This is a genomic window from Arenibacter sp. ARW7G5Y1, assembly GCF_003201775.1.
Taxonomy (GTDB): Bacteria; Bacteroidota; Bacteroidia; order Flavobacteriales; family Flavobacteriaceae; genus Arenibacter.
Map to the genome: position 1 here is coordinate 241,389 of NZ_QJJZ01000001.1, position 18,662 is coordinate 260,050.

Genomic DNA, 18,662 nt, shown 5'->3' on the forward strand with positions numbered 1-18,662 from the left:
ACAATGGTCATAGGGTGGTGCAGGCTTAAGGCATAGCTTTATGATCCTTAGCAGGGATTATAGGCTGCTGCCTATAATACTATTTAGAAGGATTAAGAATCGGCTTTACTTTTTTCTCAATTATGGCCGGGATATTAAAAGAAAGAATTCTATGAAAAATATTAGAAAAATACTTCTTGTATTATTATCGATTGCTTTGGTCTTTTTGGTGTTTATGTTTTGGTATCAAAATGAATACGCTATGGATCATGTACAGGAATACGAGGTAAATTCTCCCAGGGAAAATTCCAAATTGCTTTTGGCCACTCAGGGAAGTGAATTTAAAAATGCGATTACTACCTCCATTGTGGATTATTATAAAACGAAGTCGGTATATATAAAGGTTATGGATGTCTCCGCATTGGTAGGTGTAAATCCTAGTAACTATGATGCCCTATTATTGATCCACAGCTGGGAGAATTGGAAGCCACCCTCAGCGGTTAAATCATTTATGGACAGAACCATGAATTACAGGGATAAGATGGTTGTCCTAACCACCTCGGGCAAAGGCTCCTACAAAATGGAAGGGGTTGATGCCTTTACGGGAGAATCTATTTTGGATGAAACTCCCATGTACGTGGGTGAAATTATTGAAAAATTAAATCCGTTATTAAAGTTGTAAATATTGCAATAGGGTTTCTGATTTCTGGATATCAAAAACGCATGAATAATTATGTATAATTTTAAAGACTTCAATATAGCCGACTGGTTTTCCTTTTATCGAATTATGGCCGTACCCCTATTACTAGGCCTTATTTTGGTTGGCGAACGTGAATGGTTTAGTTGGATGTTGCTTATAAGTTACAGTACGGATGCCATTGATGGCTTTTTGGCCAGGAAGTTGAAAATAACAAGTGCCAGGGGCTCACAACTCGATTCTCTTGGAGATCAAGTGACCCTTATTATTGGGTTGGTAGGATTGTACTTTTTTGAAAATACGTTTATCATGGAAAATTATCTACTTATAATTATTGTATTTGTACCATACCTGATTCAGATGGCCATTGCCTTTGCGAAATACGGCAAAGCCACCGCCTTTCATACGTATTTGGCCAAGTTATCTGCCATTACCCAAGGGGTATTTATTTTATGGCTGTTGTTCCTTGGACCCGTATATTGGTTATTTTATACCATGATTGTTGTGGGAGTATTGGAAACTGTTGAGGAAATTACACTTATCTTTATGTATGATAACTGGGTAGAGGATGTAAAAGGTTATTTCTGGGCGTTGAAGGATAAAAGACGGCTTGTGAATAACAATAACCAATAGTAAAACCCCTATTAATGCGATCCTACACTTTTTTTGCCATAGTCCTTTTGTGTTTTGCCATTTTATTGATCGATGCCTTGGCTTTCTACTGGCTTAAATCTATCATGGAGCCTATTGAATCTTCTACCATTAAGAACACTATTTATATCGCCTTTTGGTTTTTTACCATTGGGCTCATTATTTCTATTTTGGTGTTGAAAATTAGATTGGAAAGTATATCCCCTTATAGAAAACAACTGCTTATTTCATCCTTATATGGATTAACGGTTTCGTCCTTTATTCCCAAGTTGATCTTTGTAGTTGTTATTTCCATACTTTATTTCTCAAATTTTTTGATCACAGGGGAGAAATCCTTGCTGATCATTCCTTTAGTGGGCGTTTTTTTTGGTTTTTTGCCATTCTTCGTTATTGTATATGCCGTCTTCAGGGCGGTATACAGGTTTAAGGTACACAAGGTGGTTATTAAATCCGATTTGCTTCCTTCAAGCTTTAGTGGATTGCGTATAGTTCAAATATCAGATCTTCACTTGGGCAGTTTCAATTATCGTTATCATATACTGGACCGCGCCATTACAACCATAAACCAATTAAATCCGGATTTCATTTTTTTTACGGGCGATTTGGTAAACAACTATGCCTGGGAATTAAATGGTTGGGAGAAAGTTTTAGGGCAGCTCTCCGCCAAAATGGGTAAATATTCGGTGCTTGGAAATCACGACTATGGGGATTATAGCAAATGGGAATCTGAGGAAGAGCGGAAAAGCAATTTTGAGGATATCAAAGATTTTCATTCCAAAATTGGTTTTAAACTTTTACTGAATGAAGCCGAATGTATTGAAAGTGAGGGGGAGAAAATTGCGATCGTGGGCGTCGAAAATTGGGGGAACCCACCTTTTAAGCAATATGGGGACCTACAAAAGGCCCTTCGGAAAGTGAATGGTATCGACTATAAGATTTTATTGTCCCATGACCCATCGCATTGGAGAGGGGAAGTGTTGGATAAGACCAATATAGCCCTTACGCTTTCAGGGCATACCCATGGAATGCAAGCAGGGATCAATATTAAAAATAGGGAATGGAGTCCTATAAAATACAAATACAAACATTGGGCAGGGCTGTATGACTTGGGCCCTCAATTTCTATACGTAAGTCGAGGACTTGGCTGGATGGGTTTTCCAGGCCGATTGGGGATGCGTCCGGAAATTACATTTATAGAGCTTGATAACGAAGGGTGAAACGGCCTTTTAGCTTTAATTGACCAGGACTATAAGGGTATTTTGGAGACTTATCTGTTATTTTTCTCCTTCTTTTCTTTTTTTTTGAAGTAGCCGCGAGTGAGAAAATTGTGTTTTAAGGCTTCCGTAACTTCATTGAAGTTTTTCACTCCTTCCGTAACGTTTTCCATACTGGTTTCCAGTTGTCGTACCAATACGGTGTCTGTGGCCAAATAATTAATGGCCCCTTTTCCAGTCTTAATATCCCCGATGACCGAATTTAAGTTCTTGGACATATTTTCGATCTCTAGGCTGGAATTTTCCAGATGCGAAATTACATTCCTCATTTTATTGCCGGAAATGGAATCCTTTAGGAGAACCCCTGCAGCGCTATTCTCAAAATCGAGCTGCTTTACCATTTGGTTCATTTCCCGGATCATTTTGTTGGCTTCATTACTGCTCAGTTTTAAATTGGTTATGGTTTGGTGTAGATCCTTGGCCATTAGGGAATCGTTGAGCAACCTAGCAAAGGTGCCTTTGCCTTGCGTTAATGACCTAGTGACCTTTAGGAGATCCTGTGTTAATAAAGCTGCATTTTCATTGGTCTGGTTCAAGGTGTTTAGCATGTCTTGGGTGGCCACCCTGCTATAGGACTGCAATTCATCCCCCGGGCCAATATGGGTTGTCTTTCCTTCCCCCGGTACAATATTGATGAGCATACTACCCACAAGTCCATCGGAACCAATGGTAGCTACGGCATCTTTTTTAATATGATTTTGCATTTTTTCCTCAATGATCATATGCACTCGAATGGTGGTATCGTTGATCATCTCAATTTTGTTCACCGTACCTACATTTATTCCGGAAAAACGTACATTATTCCCATTTTGAAGTCCGTTGGCATTTTTAAAAATGGCACTTACGGGAATGGTCTTTCCAAACATATTCTGTCTGTTCCCAATTAAATAGGCAGCAACGACTAGTAGTGCCGTGCCGAAGACTACAAATACTCCGAGTTTCAAATTTTCTAATTTAGTCTTTGCCATATGCTTATTTTTTAAAAAACGCATCCACTTTTGGATCGGTAGATTGCGATAATTGTGAATAGGTACCTTCCGCATAATTTATACCATCTACCAGAAGTATCATCCGCTCAGAAATTACACGGGCACAGTCCACATCATGGGTAATGATCAGGGAAGAAGTACCGTATTTCTTTTGAATGGAACGCATAAGTTCTATAATCTCCTTGGAGGTAATGGGATCCAAACCACTGGTAGGCTCATCATAGAGGATAACTTTTGGTTTAAGTATCAGGGTACGTGCCAGGGCTACCCTTCTTTTCATACCTCCCGATAACTCTACGGGCATTAAATCCATGGTATGAGCCAATCCAACATTTTCCAGGGCTTCCCGCACCAGGGGTTCGGTATCCGTAACCGCTCCCAATTTTTCTTTGTGCCTACGCATGGGAAATTCCAAATTTTCACGGACCGTCATGGAATCGTAAAGGGCACTCCCCTGAAAAAGAAATCCGATATCCGAACGCAATTCGTCCAAGGTTTTCTGGTCCAATGCATTTATTTCCTTGCCCAAAACCTTGACCGTTCCTCTATCGGGTTTTACCAGCCCTACGAGGCATTTGATCATGACCGATTTACCGGAGCCCGATTTACCCATGACCACTAGGTTTTCCCCTTCCATAAGGGTCATGTTAAATCCGTTCAGGACGTGATTGTTCCCAAAACTCTTATATAGGTCTTTGATCTCAATAACCGCTTTTCCCCGAGGGAGGGTTTCGTTTGAAGTTATTATTTGGTTTGGGTCTGTCATATTAAAGTTCATAAAAAATATCGGAAATAAATACCGCAATAAAATCGATCACAAACAAAAGTAGGGATGCCATTACTACAGCCGTATTGGCTGCTACCCCAACGCCTGCCGTTCCCTTCTTGGAATAATAGCCTTTAAAACATCCAACCAATCCTATTGCAAATCCAAAAAAGAACGATTTTATGGTGGCCGGTACCAGGTCACTAAAGGACAAAGCATCGAAAACCGTATTAAAATAGAGTTGAAAGGAAACATCACCCTTTAAATTCTCTACTAGTGCCGATCCATATAGGGCTACCAAATCCCCGTATATGACTAAAATGGGTATCATTAGAGTTGTGGCCATTATCCGCGTTATTACCAAATATTTAAATGGGTTGGTTCCCGATACTTCCATGGCATCAATTTGCTCGGTTACCCGCATAGAACCTAATTCTGCCCCTATCCCTGAGGCTATTCGGCCAGCGCAGATCAGGGCGGTAATAACGGGCCCTATCTCCCTTACTATGGAGATCCCTACCATGTTGGGCATCCATGAAACGGCTCCGAATTGAATCAAAGTGGGTCTGGATTGTAAGGTAAGTACCAGACCGATGATAAAGCCTGTAATCGTTACCAGGACCAGGGATCTATTTCCCATTTGATAGCATTGCCGCATTAATTCCTTAAACTCGAAAGGAGGTTTTAGTACTTCCTTAAAAAACCGGGTGGCAAAATTGGAGAGATCCCCAATCTCTATGAAAAATTCTTTTAGCCCTTTAAATAATGTAGATGTGTTGCCCATACCCAAATCCCTTTGTAAGGGTCTATTTCATCAAAGATAGCATGAAAGCCAGGGGCTTAAAATGAGGAATGTCATATACCGGGGGAAAGGGTGTGACCATTATCATTTTATAATCCCATGAGGCGTATTAGCTTTGATTTAATCCGAATCAAACTTTACCCATATGATTAAAGCCAATATTATCTTTCTATATGTATTAGCTCTTTTGATAGTTTCATGTAATGTCAATCGACCTATTTCACCAAAGAATACTTCCATTGAAAAGTCCAACACCCCAGCAAAAAGGGTAGAGGCGCAGAATAATATTCCAGAGAAAGCCAAACCTCTTCTGGCTTATGTTACCAAGGATATTACAGTGGGCCATTATTTTAAGTTTATGGATTCTTTGGCGAATAGGTACGACTCCTTGGTGCCCTATGCTTTGTCCGAGCATGTCTTGGTACATGCCAATCCGTGGATAATGGATACCTTGGCCAATACGGATTATTACCGGCAGATGGCGTTGGATTCCTTTGTTTATGATCAAAGTAAAATGATTGTACTCAAGGCTCACGACACCTTGTTGATTCCGAATGATACTGAAGGACAGGGGATTATAAGAGATTTGGAACATACTTGGATAGACGTAAACATTCCAGAGTTTAAGCTTCGCATTTATCAAGATTCCCTACTGTTATATATCTTCCCAGTACGGGTAGGACAGCACAGAAAAAGATATTTGGCCATGGGAGACCGAATAACCGATTTAAGGACCAAAACCGGAAAAGGAAAAATAGTAAGACTGGAACGAAATCCTCATTTTTATAATCCGGTGACCGGCAAGCGATTTTATGTAACTAAAAGAGATGATAAAAAAACTACCATAATGCCTATTATCCCATGGATTGAAACAGAAATAAATGGTATTCGCAATGGGCAAATGATACATCCCACCACCAATCCAGAAACCCTGGGAAGGGCATATTCCAACGGTTGTATAGGTGTAGCCGAATCCGATGCATGGATTATTTATTACCACGCCCCCTTAAATACCCCGATCCAAATACGATACGATTTAACTATTTTGGATGATAAGGGTGAAAAAAGGGAACTAGAGGATATTTATAAGTAGTCTTCCCAAATTATTGGTAAATTACGATATATAGTTGTAGGCTGATCATACTTTTTATTAGTTTGCACTTCAAACAATATGTTATGGGTGAATTACAAGATTTCCAAAAGTTGGTCATTGCCAATGCCGCTGAAGTAAAAGGACTTTCTGTGGGAGATAGGGCGCCCGATTTTAACTTGCCCAATGCTTTTGGTAAAAAAGTATCACTATATGAAGCGTTAAAATCAGGAATTGTAATTATAAAGTTCTATCGAGGGGAGTGGTGTCCTATTTGCAATCTGGATCTTAGGGAAATACAGAATTATTTACCTCGGATTAAGTCGCTTGGGGCCACCTTATTGGCCATTAGTCCCCAAAGGCCAGATGATGCATTGACGGCCATACAAAAAAACGAACTTGAATTCGAAGTACTTAGTGACGCTGATCAGGATGTGATAAAAGCGTACAACCTTCAGTTTGATCCGGGAGAGGATTACCACCAGCGTCGGGATTTAACGGTATTGAATGGTGAGGGTTTAAAAACCTTACCGGTTCCGGCTACTTTCATAATCAATACTAACCAAATCATTGAAGCAGCGCATGTTGAGGCAAATTATACTCAACGAATGGGGCCCTTGGAAATTATCCATGTACTTGAAAGGATGGTAAAAAGGGAAAAATAGTTTGCCAAGGAATCGATGATCCTTTGGGTTAGAGGGAAGAAGGGACCATTATCTAAAGAATATGAGTTGTAACTTTCACTAAACTTTATGAGCTGGGTATTCTATTTTGGCTTCCTTTAATTAAGGACCAATTCCCATTTGTTCACCAAGTTCATGGCAGCCCGGTAATTGTATTTGTTACGATCCGCAGTCTTCATTCTCTGTAGTGTTCCCAATACCTCATTCTTTAGCAATTGGCTGTTGTCATCTATCAAATAAATTGAATTCATCGCTTGGGTTTGGGCAAATTCACGGTCGGTTTTCAAAGCCCTTATAAAAGCCTTGTAAGCTTCTTGTTTCTCTCCAAGTTTGTACAGCGATTCTGCAGCTACCACTGCTACACTCACCGAAGGGTCATCAACGGCTTTTTTTAAAGCGGTAATTTCAGATTTTCCTTTTTCCCCAAGGAGGAGCAAACCCGTTGCTCCCCAGTAGCGGATTGCAGATTCTTTGGATTTAAGGAATTCTACCATCTTTTGTTTATTTTCAACCTTGCCCAAGGAGGCCAGCTCAGCCGCTTCAATAATTTCTTTTATGGGTACCCCACCACTTTGAAAGAAATCGAAAATAGCCTGATCTTTTGCTTCTATGGTGCGTTCATCCTCGGGCATAAACCCGGTATCTTTAATTTTTATTATCCACTTGCGGTTGGCTGTACGCATTTCCTCTAAAATATCGGCGTATTTTGGGCTGTTGGCCAGGTTGTTTATTTCCCATGGATCGTTTTCTGTGTCATATAATTCTTCCACTGGCTTCGAATTCCAAAAGGCACTCTGAATTTCGTTGCATTCACCATTGTCATAGGCTGTTTGCCATGATTGCAAGGACTTGGCCCTGAACAAATACTCTATTGGCAAAGCATACATTCTGTGTGGCATGTAATTGTGGATGTAGCGGTATTTTTTACTTCTAACCGCCCTGCTCATATCGTACCACTCGTCCATACGGTCACGGAACATATATGCATATTTTGGATCGGGGCTTATGTTTTCACCTAAGAAGGCTTCTCCTTGTAACTGTTCCGGAATTTGCGCTCCCACCAAACTTAGTAAGGTAGGATACAGATCAACAAAGCTGATCAAACGGTCTATTCTTGAATTAGGCTCCTTGGCAGGCCATAAATTTTTATATTTTTCAGGGATGCGCACAATAAAAGGTACCCTTGTACCAGTCTCGTACACATATCTTTTGCTTCTTGCCAATACGCCGCCATGGTCACCGTAATAAACAACAATGGTATTATCGGCCATTCCAGAGTCTTCCAATTCTTTTAATCGTTCGCCTACAAAAGCATCCATTTGTTGAACACGGTCATAGTATTGTGCCCAGTCGCGTTCCATATCCGGGGTACGCGGATGGTAAGGGGCAATAGGGACTTTTTTGGGGTCATGACCCAACTCACTTAGAGGTAACTGCTCGTGAATTTTACTTTCATGGGTAATGGTGGTATTAAATATGGCAAACCAAGGCTTTCCTTCTGGCGCATTCTTATAGTGGGCATCCGAACTGCATTCATCCCATACTTCCTTATCAACATTGGTGTTGTAGTCGGTTTTAACCGAATTGGTGCAATAATATCCCAATTCCCGCATGGCTTCCACATGGAATTTCACATGCTTACCCCTAGGATAATTACTTCTCATATTGGAGTGCCCGCCAGAATTGGCATAGATGCCCGAAATAATGGTGTTACGGGCAGGAGCACAAACCGGAGCATTGGCATAGGCATGTGTGTACAAAAAACCTTCACTTGCCAATTTGTCAAGATTGGGGGTATTGGCAAATTCGTCACCATAACAACCCAGAAAAACACTGTTGTCCTCACTGGTAATCCACAGAATATTAGGTCTTTCCTGAGCTTGTACTAGACTTAAACAAGCCAACATTAAAATCAATGCCACAATTCTGGGACTAGGATATTTTGTCATTTTTGGGTCTGGATTAATTGCCTTTGTATCAGGACCTTAAATTAACGAATATTATAGACTTTCCAGGGCCATCGATAAACATCGTTTATACCTGCCCAGAAAATAATTTTGATCTATAATCGATTTTTCCACAAATTGGTTCTTTTTAGCTGTTGTTTGTAGCGTCTTAAAACTGGCAGAAACTACTCTTTGCTTAGTTCATATTTCCCACCTCCCTGTTTCAATAACATTTTATGGTCTAATGGACTAAATTCCAATACTAATCCGGCCTGCTCAAACTTAAACTTGTCAGTTTCATAGGCTTCTAAGGGAAATGAAGGTTGATTGGTAGCCTGACCTATAAGTATATTATCTTTTTTGGTTATGGTTATTTTTAAAGGAAAACCTGGACTCGAATACACACCGAGATATTTATCCAAATCTTCCGACTTTAGGTCCAAGGCCTTTGTTTCCTTAAACTCAGGCAGACTGTATTCTTTTCCAAAATAGATGCTCAATACCCCGATCATGATATCATTTATGGGCATGGCCAGGCCATTGGCCGTAAATGCCACAGACACGTTTTCTACTGGAAAATAGTAGGCATTGGCTTGAAAACCGTCTATTGCTCCGTTGTGTCCATAAGCCTTTTTATCATAGAATGGGACTTGAAACATCCCTAGGCCATAGCCATCTTCGATTTCCATCATTGCTTGCACCGTTTTCTCCGAAACAATTTTATTGTTGAAAAGGCAGTTTAAGAATTTGTTTAGTTCCTGAGGGGTGGAAACAACGGCACCGGCACCTTGGGGAATGGACATATCGGATTCAGGGGCCAATTGCCATTCGCTGGATTTAATATAGGACTTCGCTTCATTATTTTTTGTTGAAATTTTAGAGCCATAATAGGTGTTTTCCAAGGCGCAGGGCATACACACCATCTCTTTTATCAGCTGTGCCAAGGCCTTATTTTCTACTTTTTCCGCAATGAAGGAAAGCAGCACATAATTGGAGTTGGAATATTCAAATTTGGCATTGGGCTCAAATACACTCCCATTTGCTGCTATTTTTTTAACCAAATCTGCTTTTGATATAGGCTGTTCCATCCAGGATGTAAAATCTTCGGCATTGGTAAAATTGAATATACCGCTCCGATGTTTTAACAATTGTGCTATAGTTATTTCTTTGGAATTCTCGATTTCCGGATAGTATTCCGAAAGCTTGGTGGTCAAACTTAATTTGCCTTCCTCGATCAATTTCATGATAATGGAGGCGGTAAACGTTTTGGAAATGGAGCCGATACGGTATTTGGTTTTATCTGTGGCCTTTATATTCCCTTCTTTGCTGGCATAGCCGAACGAATGCTGGTAGGCTTCCCTTCCTTCTTCAAAAATGGAAATACTCCCCATGCCTTTTTGATTGGATTCGATAAGGGTGAAAAGACTGTCCATTTTTTGCCTTTCGAAATCCTGGGCGGACAAGTTTGTGCTTAGTACAATGGTGATCAATAGTAGTAAATTTTTCATCTTCTTTAATTTAGTAGTCGTTACTCTTCCATTACTTGAATAAGTTCGTCAATTTTTTTCAATCTAGGGGTTATTTGTTTTTTAACCACTCTTTTGTTCAAATAATAAACAATTATCCCTAGCCCGATTAGGAGGGTAAGCTTTAAAAACAACTCTTGCATGTCTGTAATTGATCCTACAAAGAATAGTACTACCCCAATTGCAATAGGTGAAAAATACCAGAACAAAACGGTGTCCAATAGCTTTTTTTGTATGTTGAGATACGCCTTTGTTTTATATAAATAGTCATGGTATGTTTCGGTAAAGGCACTTGGTTTATGTCTTTTTGTAATTTGCAACCTAATAATGATATAAATAATGCTAAGTATAATCCAAATTACGCCAATTTTTGAAAGCGTAAAGGGAATAGTGTAAGCAATACGGACCAAGAATGGAATTATAAAAATTGCGGGGATTGTTTCCATTATATCCCTATATTTTATTGATTTATGAAAGTGGTCTAAGCTCGACTGTACATCCAGCATCAATCTTGATTTCTCAAATTTTATCTTCTCCTGATTTGGGGAGGTCTGCCAAATCTTTATCAATTCATCGTCCATCATGACACTTGGTTTATACAGTTCAACAATTTTTTTTTAATTCTTTTTACCTTAACTGCTACTGAATTTTCCGTGAGACCAAGTATCCCTGAAATTTCCTTGTAGGGGAGCTCTTCAAGATAGAGTGTAATCACGGCCTTGTCGGCTTCGTTTAGTACTTTAATACAATTTCTTAGTTGTACCAGTTGCGTTGGCTGTTCATTATATTCCCTCTCGGATGGAAGGTTTGCCATGGCAATGCTATCCATATGAAGGAAACGTTTTTGTTTCTTGCTTTTCTTGGAACGAAAACGAAGACAAACATTCAAGGTGATGCGAAACATCCAGGTAGATAGTAAGGAGTTGGACTTAAAATTGGGCATTGATTGCCAAATATGGATCAGTACCTCTTGAAGAAGGTCTTTGGTATCTTCGGCATCCTTGGCGTAAACGGAACAAATTCTAAGTAACTTTTGTTGATTTTGTTCCAATGCCTCCAGAAAAGTGTTTTCAAGTTCTTTGCCCATTCTTATATCTTGTCTCTACTACTTTAGTTACAGGAGTCTTAAAAATATGACAACTTATCCATTAAATGTTTCAGACATATTCCAATTTGAAGTCAGATCGTCCATGACAACTATTATTGCCAGCTTGCCCAAACTCCATTTTTTACCGGTGGCAATATAAATTGGTTACCTAAGTATATCCTTCATGAATTAAAGGTGTTCGGTATTTGGATAGTAGTGGTCATAAGACCGGTGTAAGAGGTCCATTACTTGTAAGAATTTATAATTTTTTAAGCGGCTTCAAAGGGGGTTAATGCAGAACTTTGGGTTAGTTGTCTTATAGTTGCTCCTCAATTTTTTTTTAAAATTGCTTAACTTGTACTACTTCCCCTAAAGAAATTGAATATATAAATGAGTTCGGACAATAATTTGGACAAAGAATTCCAAGAAAAATCAATGGGAGGTACTTTGGTTGAGAAACTTACCAAAGAAATTGAGGCGCATTTAAATAACGATCAATTCGGCGTGGATAGTCTTGCCCAAGCGGTGGGAATGAGTCGTTCCAGTCTACATCGCAAACTGCACAAAATGGTTGGGGTCTCTACAAGCCAGTTCATCAGGGAATACAGATTAAAGAGGGCTTTGGAACTGTTAAGGGAAGGGAATATTACGGCCTCAGAAGTTGCTTATCGGGTGGGGTTCAGCAGTGCCACCTACTTTAGCACTTCTTTCCATAAGTTTTACGGGTATACCCCGGGGGAGGTTAAATCCAGAGATGCCAATGAACTTGTTGAGGGGAGGGAACCATCCATTTTAGAAATAAACCAAGGAATGCCCTCCCACGTTGCCCTATCAAAAAGACAAAAGGGAAACTATAATAAATCATTGATCTTGTCTGTTTTGCTAATTGCAGTAGTATCAACGGCCTTTTTTCTTTATAGTACTACTTCAAAGAAAAATGTTGAAACCAAAGGAATGGAAAACCTAATTGAGGAAAAATCCATTGCCGTACTGCCCTTTAAAAATTGGACGGGAGATCCAAATCTGGAATATATTAGTGATGGAATGACAGATGCCGTTATCTCTAGACTCACCAAAATTAATTCCATTGATAAAGTTATTCCCTTTACATCTACTATAAAATACAAGGAAACGAATAGGACTACCCAAGAAATTGCGACCGAATTGGGGGTGACCAACCTCTTGCAGGGCAATCTTCAGATTTCAGGAGAACAAATCAAAATAAACCTGCAAATGATAGACAGTAGAACCAACGACCACTTATGGTCGGAAGAATACGTAAGGGAATGGAGAAGTGACGAAATTTTTAAAATGCAGACCGAAGTGGTAGAAGGTATTGCCGCCAACATGAATGCTGTTATTGCCGACAATGAGCTTGATAATATTCAAAAAGTGCCCACAAAAAGTAAACAGGCCTATTCCTATTACCTTCAAGCCGAGTTTCAAAAGAATAAGGCCAATGAACTATCGTACTCCAATGCTATTGCCTTATATGAAAAGGCTATCGCTATAGACCCGAATTTTATAGATGCCTATAGAGGCCAGGCTACGGTATGGAGCTTCGGAGGATTGGTCTGGGGCATATATGATGAACAAGAAGCTTGGAGAAATGCAAAAAAATTACTGGAGAAGGCACTGAAATTAGATCCGACCAATAAGGAAGTAGAAGAAGAATTATACAGTGGGTATTTTTTTTACGATTGGCGTTTTGAAGAGGTAGAGAAGTATTATCAAAGAATTTTGAAGGATTCCTTCATAGACAATACACCCTCTATCAATGCAGATTATGCCATAAAAACAGGAAGGTATCAAAATGCCCTCAATGCAATGAATGAAGTTATTTTGACCGATTCATCAAGTGGCTTTCTTTTCTTCTTCAAGGCCGAAGCCTTGTTTTTTCTTGGAAAAACTGAAGAAGCTTTGGAGCTCTTAAACAATACCTATTCTTTGCATAGTGATAATTGGTTTTACCTAAGGGAGTCCGCTAAACTGAATTACTATCTAAAGGAATATCAAAAATCAAAAAAACAACTTCATAAATTACTGACCCAATTTCCGGACTATCCACCAATTTTGATGTGGCTTAATGCCGTCTATGCCCAAATGGATGGCGATACTGTAGATGCTTCTAAATATTTGGTGGAGTTGGAAAGCAAGTATGAAAATCGCTCTTCCGGTAGTCCGGCATGGTTTATAGCACTCTTTTATAGTACTCAAAAAAATTATGAGAAGACCTTTGAATGGCTACAAAGGTCGTACGAGAGGCATGAGGTTGAAATGACCTGGTTAAGGGAGGAGCCACTTCTTGCCCCGCTTAGAAATGATCCACGATACATAAGTCTTTATGATAAAGTTGGATTTTCAAGTATAGGGATACCTATAAAAACTTCTTCAGAAATTAATAGCTCCAACTAGGATTTTCAACATTTTTTAAAGGTTGCGCACCATAAGTTGAAGGCCTGTACAAAAATTTAACAAGTTTGCAACATAGCTGTTAAGCAGCACTTTACGTTTATATCCATCTTTGACCACATCAATTTTTAAGTAGAGGATTAATTGTGGGATCAGTGGAAATATTCCTTCTTTTTAGTGTAAAAGCGAAAGTCCGTTCCGCAGAAATTATCCTAATCTTAAGAGTCAATTAATCCAAATAAAACCCCGTTAGCATCGGGCGAGAATTTGGATAAGAATCCTACTTAAGCGTTGGAGTGTTGGAGTAAAAAATAGTTCCCCTTCATAAATAATAGTAATTGTTCACTTAAAATTAGAACTATGGAATTAAATGAAGCAAAATTAAACGAGTTACTGGGAAAAGTAGTTACCGAAATGGGAGCTGCTGCCAATGGACCCTTAATCTTATTGGGGGATAAATTGGGACTTTTCAAATCTTTGGCGGCATTGGGGCCGATGAATTCGACCGAATTGGCCGATGAAACAAATACGGCGGAAAGATATGTCCGCGAATGGCTATCGGCCCAGGCGGCATCGGGGTATGTAAGCTATGATGCCACTACCAATAGTTTTTCAATGACCCCTGAACAGGCCGCTGTTTTTGGCGATGAAGAAAGTCCTGTTTTCATGACCGGAGCATTTTATGCCATTACATCGGTCTACAACGATACCCCCAAGATGGAAAAAGCGTTTAAATCGGGTGAAGGCGTTGCTTGGGGAGATCACAGTACCTGTTTGTTCTGCGGTACCGAAAAATTCTTCAGTCCATCCTATGAGAATAATTTGGTGAATCACTGGATTCCATCTTTGGACGGTGTTGAGGCCAAATTAAAGAGTGGGGCCAAGGTAGCGGATATTGGCTGTGGCCATGCAGCGTCTACTATTATTATGGCCAAGGCCTATCCCAACTCCACTTTTATAGGGTATGACTATCATCCTAAATCTATAGAACATGCTAGGGAAAGTGCCGCCGCCGCTGGTTTGGACAATATTTCTTTTGAAGTGGCCCTGGCCAAGGATTTTCCTGGAAGCGATTACGACTTTATTGCCTTCTTCGATTGCCTGCATGATATGGGCGACCCCGTTGGCGCCTGTGCCCATGTAAAAAAAGCCTTAAAACCGGACGGTACCTGTATGATCGTGGAACCTTTTGCAAATGATACTTTGGAGGAAAACCTTAACCCTGTCGGGAGAGCTTTTTATGCATTTTCCACTACACTATGTACACCCTGTTCCTTAAACCAGGAGGTAGGTCTTGCCCTAGGTGCCCAGGCAGGGGAAAAACGCTTACGGGAAGTTGCTACCGCAGGAGGGTTTACTAGGTTTAAAAGAGCTACGGAAACACCGTTTAATCTGATTTTGGAGGCAAGGGCCTAGATCTTTTTATTCTTGCCAGGAGATACAACCATTTTGATTTTATGCCAATAAGGATTAAAACAATCCTTACTGGCAAATATCGGACACATAAAAAATAAACTATTAACCATATAAATATAATATTATGAATACTAAGATGTCACTTGCAATAATTATGATTTTCGGAATTATAATTTCAGGATATGCACAACGAGCAGAAGTAGATAGGATCGATTTGATAAATGATGAGTTTCCGGAGGCGAAACAAGAAGTGATGGAGACTTTTGGTGCAATTGCACAAAGTATTAAAGATGGGGATATGGATAAATTAATTTCCTTCCACGCCTATAGTCCCAAGTTTACGGAATTCAAAAATGGAGAACCAAGAAATGGGAGTGCTGCCAATGAAGCTCATGAACGAAGTGTTTTTGGTGCTGTTTCCGAGGTAGTAAAGTTCGATGCCAAGGATTTACAAATTGCCGTTTATGGCGATGTGGCCAATTTAACCTTTCACTCGGATTTTCACTTGAAATTTGGAGAGGAACTAGTGGTGGTTAATGACCAAATAACATTGTTGTTCGTAAAGACTAACAATGGATGGAAAATGGTTCACGAACATCATTCACCCTTGGCAAAAATAGATAGTTAAAAGTGCTCCACAACAATGAATATTGGCAAGAGCTTGCTTGGATTACGGTTTACACCCATTTAATAAACCATCTGTACAAACATTGATTCATAAAGGAGGGAGTGATATATTTTCATTTCCCCACCTACGATCATAGTGTTTTAGGATCCATAGCACTTCCCCAAAGTCTATACCTAAGGGTAGAGCCATCTGTCGATAGACAGGCGCCGGAGCATTCAAATTTCACTTAATGGATAAAAAATGAAAATTATACACACAATGCGTCAACTCAACAATTATGGTTTAGTGTTGGTCCTTCTGCTTATGGGAGCAGGAGAGGTCTTAAATGCACAGAACGCTTCGCTGACAGGCAAAGTTCATGATGAGAATGAGGAAGCTATGCCCTTTGCACATGTACTTCTTTTGCAAGAACGGGATTCTGTATTGGTGAAGGGGGTTACTACCGATACAGAGGGTCGTTTCGCGGTGGAAGGATTGGCAGTTGGCAATTATTTACTCAATATTTCCCTCCTGGGATATGATCCTTACTACAGATCTATAGCACTGACCGATTTAAAAGAGCATTCTACGGAAAATATCCAATTATCGCCTATGAGCCAACAGTTGCAAGGCGTTCAGGTGGTTGGGCGTAAGGCCTTATTCCAACAAATGAGCGATAGGTTGATATTGAATGTTGGGTCCCTGCCTACTTTTAGTGGTAACAATGCCCTGCAAGTGCTTCAAAAGGCACCTGGGGTAATGGTACAGGAGAATTCGAACAGCATCAGTCTAAACAATAAGGGGGAGGTGCTGATTATGATAAACGACAGGGTATCACGCGTACCCAAGAGCAACTTGATACAGCAGTTAAAAGGTATGCGTGCAGAAAGCATTGATCGTATAGAACTTATACATCAGCCCTCGGCCAAATATGATGCTGATAATGCCGCCGGTATTATCCACATTGTCATGAAGGAAAATAATCTTTATGGTTTTAACGGTAACGCTAGTTTTACCGCTGGTATTGGACAAAGGGAAAAATTAAACGGAAGTACCGACTTTAATTATCGCAACAACAGTTTGAACATTTATGGCAATGCCACTGGCTTTCATAGCAGATCTCCCCAGTTATTGATAAATCATTTTAGGGAATATGATTATGAGGGAGATTACTACTATTACGAGAACAAGTTGAAATTTGAAAATCCTAGCAGTAATTCATTGGGCTTTACATTGGGGGCCGATTTTGAAATTGATAAAAACAACATTGTAGGGGGGCTTTTTGGGTATTCCAAAAATAATGAACTGGGTCATGATTATACTAGTAGGTCAAGTGGTTCAATAAATTCGGTGCCCAATACCGATTCGGAATTCCTCCTTGATGTTGACAATCCTAACAGCAACACCTTTATAAATCTAAACTATTTTCGAAAAATAGGAGCTAATGCTTCTTTAAATATCGATGTGGATAGGGTGACACTGGATGTGCAAAATTCTTCCGTACTTTCCAATCTTGATTCTGCGGAAGCTATTGAAAGAACAGAAGTAGGTCGTGAATCACAATTTGAAATCAAAACGGCAAAGGCCGATTTTGAATGGGAGTCCGAAGCGGGCAACAAATGGGAAACAGGTCTCAAAGGCACGTTTAATAACTCCAACACCGAATCACAGATCCGGAACAGAACATCGGGTGTTTGGGAAGTGGACGAAGCATTCACAATGAACGATGATATTGCGGAAAAGGTTTTGGCTGCCTATGCTTCATTTCATAAACAATGGAACGGGAAATGGGAAAGTAATCTGGGCCTTAGACTGGAGCACTATAATTATGAACTTGACGATACCGTTGGAGAAAACGACTTTAGCGTTACTTACAATAATATTTTTCCGGTCGTCAGGACCAGCTATGCTATTGATTCGACCAATTCGCTGACTTTATCCTTTAACCGCCGTATTGAGCGTCCGTCTTTTTTTAGTTTGGCGGGTTACTACGTTTTAATAGACCCGTCATTGTTCGCCACTTCAAACACGCGGATTAGGCCATCGTTTACCAATGCGGTAAGGCTGGCATACAACCAGGGTTCTTTTTTGATCTCGATGGAAATAAACAGGACCAAGGGTGCCATCGCTTTCTATAACACGGTGGATAAGGAAAAGAACCTGCAGACAAGTATCCCCATTAATTTTGATCGGATGGACGGGTTCCTACTAAATATGAGCTTCCCCATAAAAATTAGTAAGATGTGGAAAATGAATTGGAATTTGGACGGTGCCTATAAGAAAGTAAAGGATGCCTCCAACCGTCCCCTACCTTTTGAAAAAGGGTTATTTACCGTTACGGCCCAATTGGCCAACGTTTTTGAACTGGGGAATTCATGGACCGCCAACATAGATGGCAGGTATATGAGTCCGTACATATCCGGAGACCAAGAGCAGTACTTGCGTCATTACATTAACTTTGGGATCAGCAAGAAATTTAGGAACGAGAGTTCCCTTACCTTCAGTATACAGGATATCACTGCCACTAGCGGTATCATAGAATGGGAATACGACCAGCCCGAATTGGGCATAAAGACCTATGGTAATAACGATTGGTCCGAAAGGGTATTTCAGCTAACCTATTCTTTTCCCTTCGGGAATAAAAAAGTAAAGGAAACTAGAAAACGGGAAACGGGATCCCAAGAGGAACGCAATAGGATGTAAGCGCGCAAATTGCATGCAAATAAAAAAAGCTTCA

Annotated in this window: 16 protein-coding genes; 9 read left to right on the forward strand and 7 right to left on the reverse strand. The window is 40.0% G+C overall.

The features are described from left to right. Positions 1–151: 151 nt before the first annotated feature. From C7972_RS00955 to C7972_RS00965, 3 genes are read left to right on the forward strand one after another with little or no spacing between them, the layout of a single operon-like run. Complete coding sequence (locus C7972_RS00955) at positions 152–661, forward strand: hypothetical protein (RefSeq protein WP_110354336.1); 510 nt, start codon at positions 152–154, stop codon at positions 659–661. Positions 662–712: 51 nt separating this feature from the next. After that, positions 713–1,309, forward strand: coding sequence for a CDP-alcohol phosphatidyltransferase family protein (locus C7972_RS00960; RefSeq protein ID WP_110354337.1), 597 nt, complete (start codon positions 713–715; stop codon positions 1,307–1,309). 14 nt (positions 1,310–1,323) lie between these two features. Continuing rightward, on the forward strand, positions 1,324–2,544 hold the full coding sequence (locus C7972_RS00965) for a metallophosphoesterase (RefSeq protein WP_110354338.1): 1,221 nt from the start codon (positions 1,324–1,326) through the stop codon (positions 2,542–2,544). A 50-nt stretch (positions 2,545–2,594) separates the two neighbouring features. Here C7972_RS00965 and C7972_RS00970 read toward each other — a convergent pair whose 3' ends face one another. Genes C7972_RS00970 through C7972_RS00980 form a run of 3 tightly spaced genes read right to left on the reverse strand, consistent with a single transcriptional unit; the run spans position 2,595 to position 5,140 of the window. Continuing rightward, positions 2,595–3,569, reverse strand: a complete 975-nt coding sequence (locus C7972_RS00970; RefSeq protein ID WP_110354777.1) for an MlaD family protein — start codon at positions 3,567–3,569, stop codon at positions 2,595–2,597. Positions 3,570–3,573: 4 nt separating this feature from the next. Continuing rightward, positions 3,574–4,356 (reverse strand): ABC transporter ATP-binding protein, encoded by a 783-nt coding sequence (locus C7972_RS00975; RefSeq protein ID WP_110354778.1) that lies wholly within the window; start codon positions 4,354–4,356, stop codon positions 3,574–3,576. A 1-nt stretch (position 4,357) separates the two neighbouring features. Further along, entirely contained in the window at positions 4,358–5,140 is a 783-nt protein-coding gene (locus C7972_RS00980; RefSeq protein ID WP_110354339.1) for an ABC transporter permease, read from the reverse strand. A gap of 163 nt (positions 5,141–5,303) precedes the next feature. Between C7972_RS00980 and C7972_RS00985 the strand changes: the two genes are divergently transcribed. After that, positions 5,304–6,251 (forward strand): L,D-transpeptidase, encoded by a 948-nt coding sequence (locus C7972_RS00985; RefSeq protein ID WP_110354340.1) that lies wholly within the window; start codon positions 5,304–5,306, stop codon positions 6,249–6,251. 83 nt (positions 6,252–6,334) lie between these two features. After that, positions 6,335–6,913 (forward strand): peroxiredoxin-like family protein, encoded by a 579-nt coding sequence (locus C7972_RS00990; RefSeq protein WP_110354341.1) that lies wholly within the window; start codon positions 6,335–6,337, stop codon positions 6,911–6,913. A 116-nt stretch (positions 6,914–7,029) separates the two neighbouring features. Here the strand turns inward: C7972_RS00990 and C7972_RS00995 are convergent, their stop codons facing one another. The 4 genes from C7972_RS00995 to C7972_RS01010 form a co-directional block, all read right to left on the reverse strand. Beyond that, positions 7,030–8,880: a sulfatase gene (locus C7972_RS00995; protein WP_110354342.1), complete on the reverse strand. Its 1,851-nt coding sequence runs from the start codon at positions 8,878–8,880 to the stop codon at positions 7,030–7,032. 182 nt (positions 8,881–9,062) lie between these two features. After that, the gene (locus tag C7972_RS01000; protein ID WP_110354343.1) at positions 9,063–10,385 is read right to left on the reverse strand and encodes a serine hydrolase; all 1,323 of its coding nucleotides are present in this window, start codon (positions 10,383–10,385) and stop codon (positions 9,063–9,065) included. A gap of 20 nt (positions 10,386–10,405) precedes the next feature. Beyond that, entirely contained in the window at positions 10,406–10,987 is a 582-nt protein-coding gene (locus tag C7972_RS01005) for a hypothetical protein (RefSeq protein WP_110354344.1), read from the reverse strand. Continuing rightward, a complete protein-coding gene (locus tag C7972_RS01010) occupies positions 10,984–11,490 on the reverse strand; it encodes an RNA polymerase sigma factor (protein WP_110354345.1) in 507 nt (168 codons plus the stop codon). Before C7972_RS01010 ends, C7972_RS01005 begins: the two co-directional genes overlap by 4 nt. A gap of 390 nt (positions 11,491–11,880) precedes the next feature. Between C7972_RS01010 and C7972_RS01015 the strand changes: the two genes are divergently transcribed. The 4 genes from C7972_RS01015 to C7972_RS01030 all read left to right on the forward strand — a co-directional run bounded on the left by C7972_RS01015 (position 11,881) and on the right by C7972_RS01030 (position 18,628). Further along, positions 11,881–13,905, forward strand: coding sequence for a helix-turn-helix domain-containing protein (locus C7972_RS01015; protein WP_110354346.1), 2,025 nt, complete (start codon positions 11,881–11,883; stop codon positions 13,903–13,905). A 357-nt stretch (positions 13,906–14,262) separates the two neighbouring features. Next, positions 14,263–15,318 (forward strand): class I SAM-dependent methyltransferase, encoded by a 1,056-nt coding sequence (locus C7972_RS01020; protein ID WP_110354347.1) that lies wholly within the window; start codon positions 14,263–14,265, stop codon positions 15,316–15,318. A 124-nt stretch (positions 15,319–15,442) separates the two neighbouring features. After that, positions 15,443–15,946: a nuclear transport factor 2 family protein gene (locus C7972_RS01025; RefSeq protein WP_110354348.1), complete on the forward strand. Its 504-nt coding sequence runs from the start codon at positions 15,443–15,445 to the stop codon at positions 15,944–15,946. Positions 15,947–16,186: 240 nt separating this feature from the next. Further along, positions 16,187–18,628, forward strand: a complete 2,442-nt coding sequence (locus tag C7972_RS01030; RefSeq protein ID WP_110354349.1) for an outer membrane beta-barrel family protein — start codon at positions 16,187–16,189, stop codon at positions 18,626–18,628. Positions 18,629–18,662 lie beyond the last annotated feature (34 nt).

What these genes read in the sequence shown, in the direction of transcription:
- C7972_RS01010 (WP_110354345.1), bottom strand. Translation starts at nt 11,490, where the DNA reads ATGGGCAAAGAACTTGAAAACACTTTTCTGGAGGCATTGGAACAAAAT.
- C7972_RS00985 (WP_110354340.1), top strand. Translation starts at nt 5,304, where the DNA reads ATGATTAAAGCCAATATTATCTTTCTATATGTATTAGCTCTTTTGATA.
- C7972_RS00975 (WP_110354778.1), bottom strand. Translation starts at nt 4,356, where the DNA reads ATGACAGACCCAAACCAAATAATAACTTCAAACGAAACCCTCCCTCGG.
- C7972_RS00965 (WP_110354338.1), top strand. Translation starts at nt 1,324, where the DNA reads ATGCGATCCTACACTTTTTTTGCCATAGTCCTTTTGTGTTTTGCCATT.
- C7972_RS00995 (WP_110354342.1), bottom strand. Translation starts at nt 8,880, where the DNA reads ATGACAAAATATCCTAGTCCCAGAATTGTGGCATTGATTTTAATGTTG.
- C7972_RS00960 (WP_110354337.1), top strand. Translation starts at nt 713, where the DNA reads ATGTATAATTTTAAAGACTTCAATATAGCCGACTGGTTTTCCTTTTAT.
- C7972_RS01005 (WP_110354344.1), bottom strand. Translation starts at nt 10,987, where the DNA reads ATGATGGACGATGAATTGATAAAGATTTGGCAGACCTCCCCAAATCAG.
- C7972_RS01000 (WP_110354343.1), bottom strand. Translation starts at nt 10,385, where the DNA reads ATGAAAAATTTACTACTATTGATCACCATTGTACTAAGCACAAACTTG.
- C7972_RS00980 (WP_110354339.1), bottom strand. Translation starts at nt 5,140, where the DNA reads ATGGGCAACACATCTACATTATTTAAAGGGCTAAAAGAATTTTTCATA.
- C7972_RS01015 (WP_110354346.1), top strand. Translation starts at nt 11,881, where the DNA reads ATGAGTTCGGACAATAATTTGGACAAAGAATTCCAAGAAAAATCAATG.
- C7972_RS01025 (WP_110354348.1), top strand. Translation starts at nt 15,443, where the DNA reads ATGAATACTAAGATGTCACTTGCAATAATTATGATTTTCGGAATTATA.
- C7972_RS00955 (WP_110354336.1), top strand. Translation starts at nt 152, where the DNA reads ATGAAAAATATTAGAAAAATACTTCTTGTATTATTATCGATTGCTTTG.
- C7972_RS00970 (WP_110354777.1), bottom strand. Translation starts at nt 3,569, where the DNA reads ATGGCAAAGACTAAATTAGAAAATTTGAAACTCGGAGTATTTGTAGTC.
- C7972_RS01030 (WP_110354349.1), top strand. Translation starts at nt 16,187, where the DNA reads ATGAAAATTATACACACAATGCGTCAACTCAACAATTATGGTTTAGTG.
- C7972_RS01020 (WP_110354347.1), top strand. Translation starts at nt 14,263, where the DNA reads ATGGAATTAAATGAAGCAAAATTAAACGAGTTACTGGGAAAAGTAGTT.
- C7972_RS00990 (WP_110354341.1), top strand. Translation starts at nt 6,335, where the DNA reads ATGGGTGAATTACAAGATTTCCAAAAGTTGGTCATTGCCAATGCCGCT.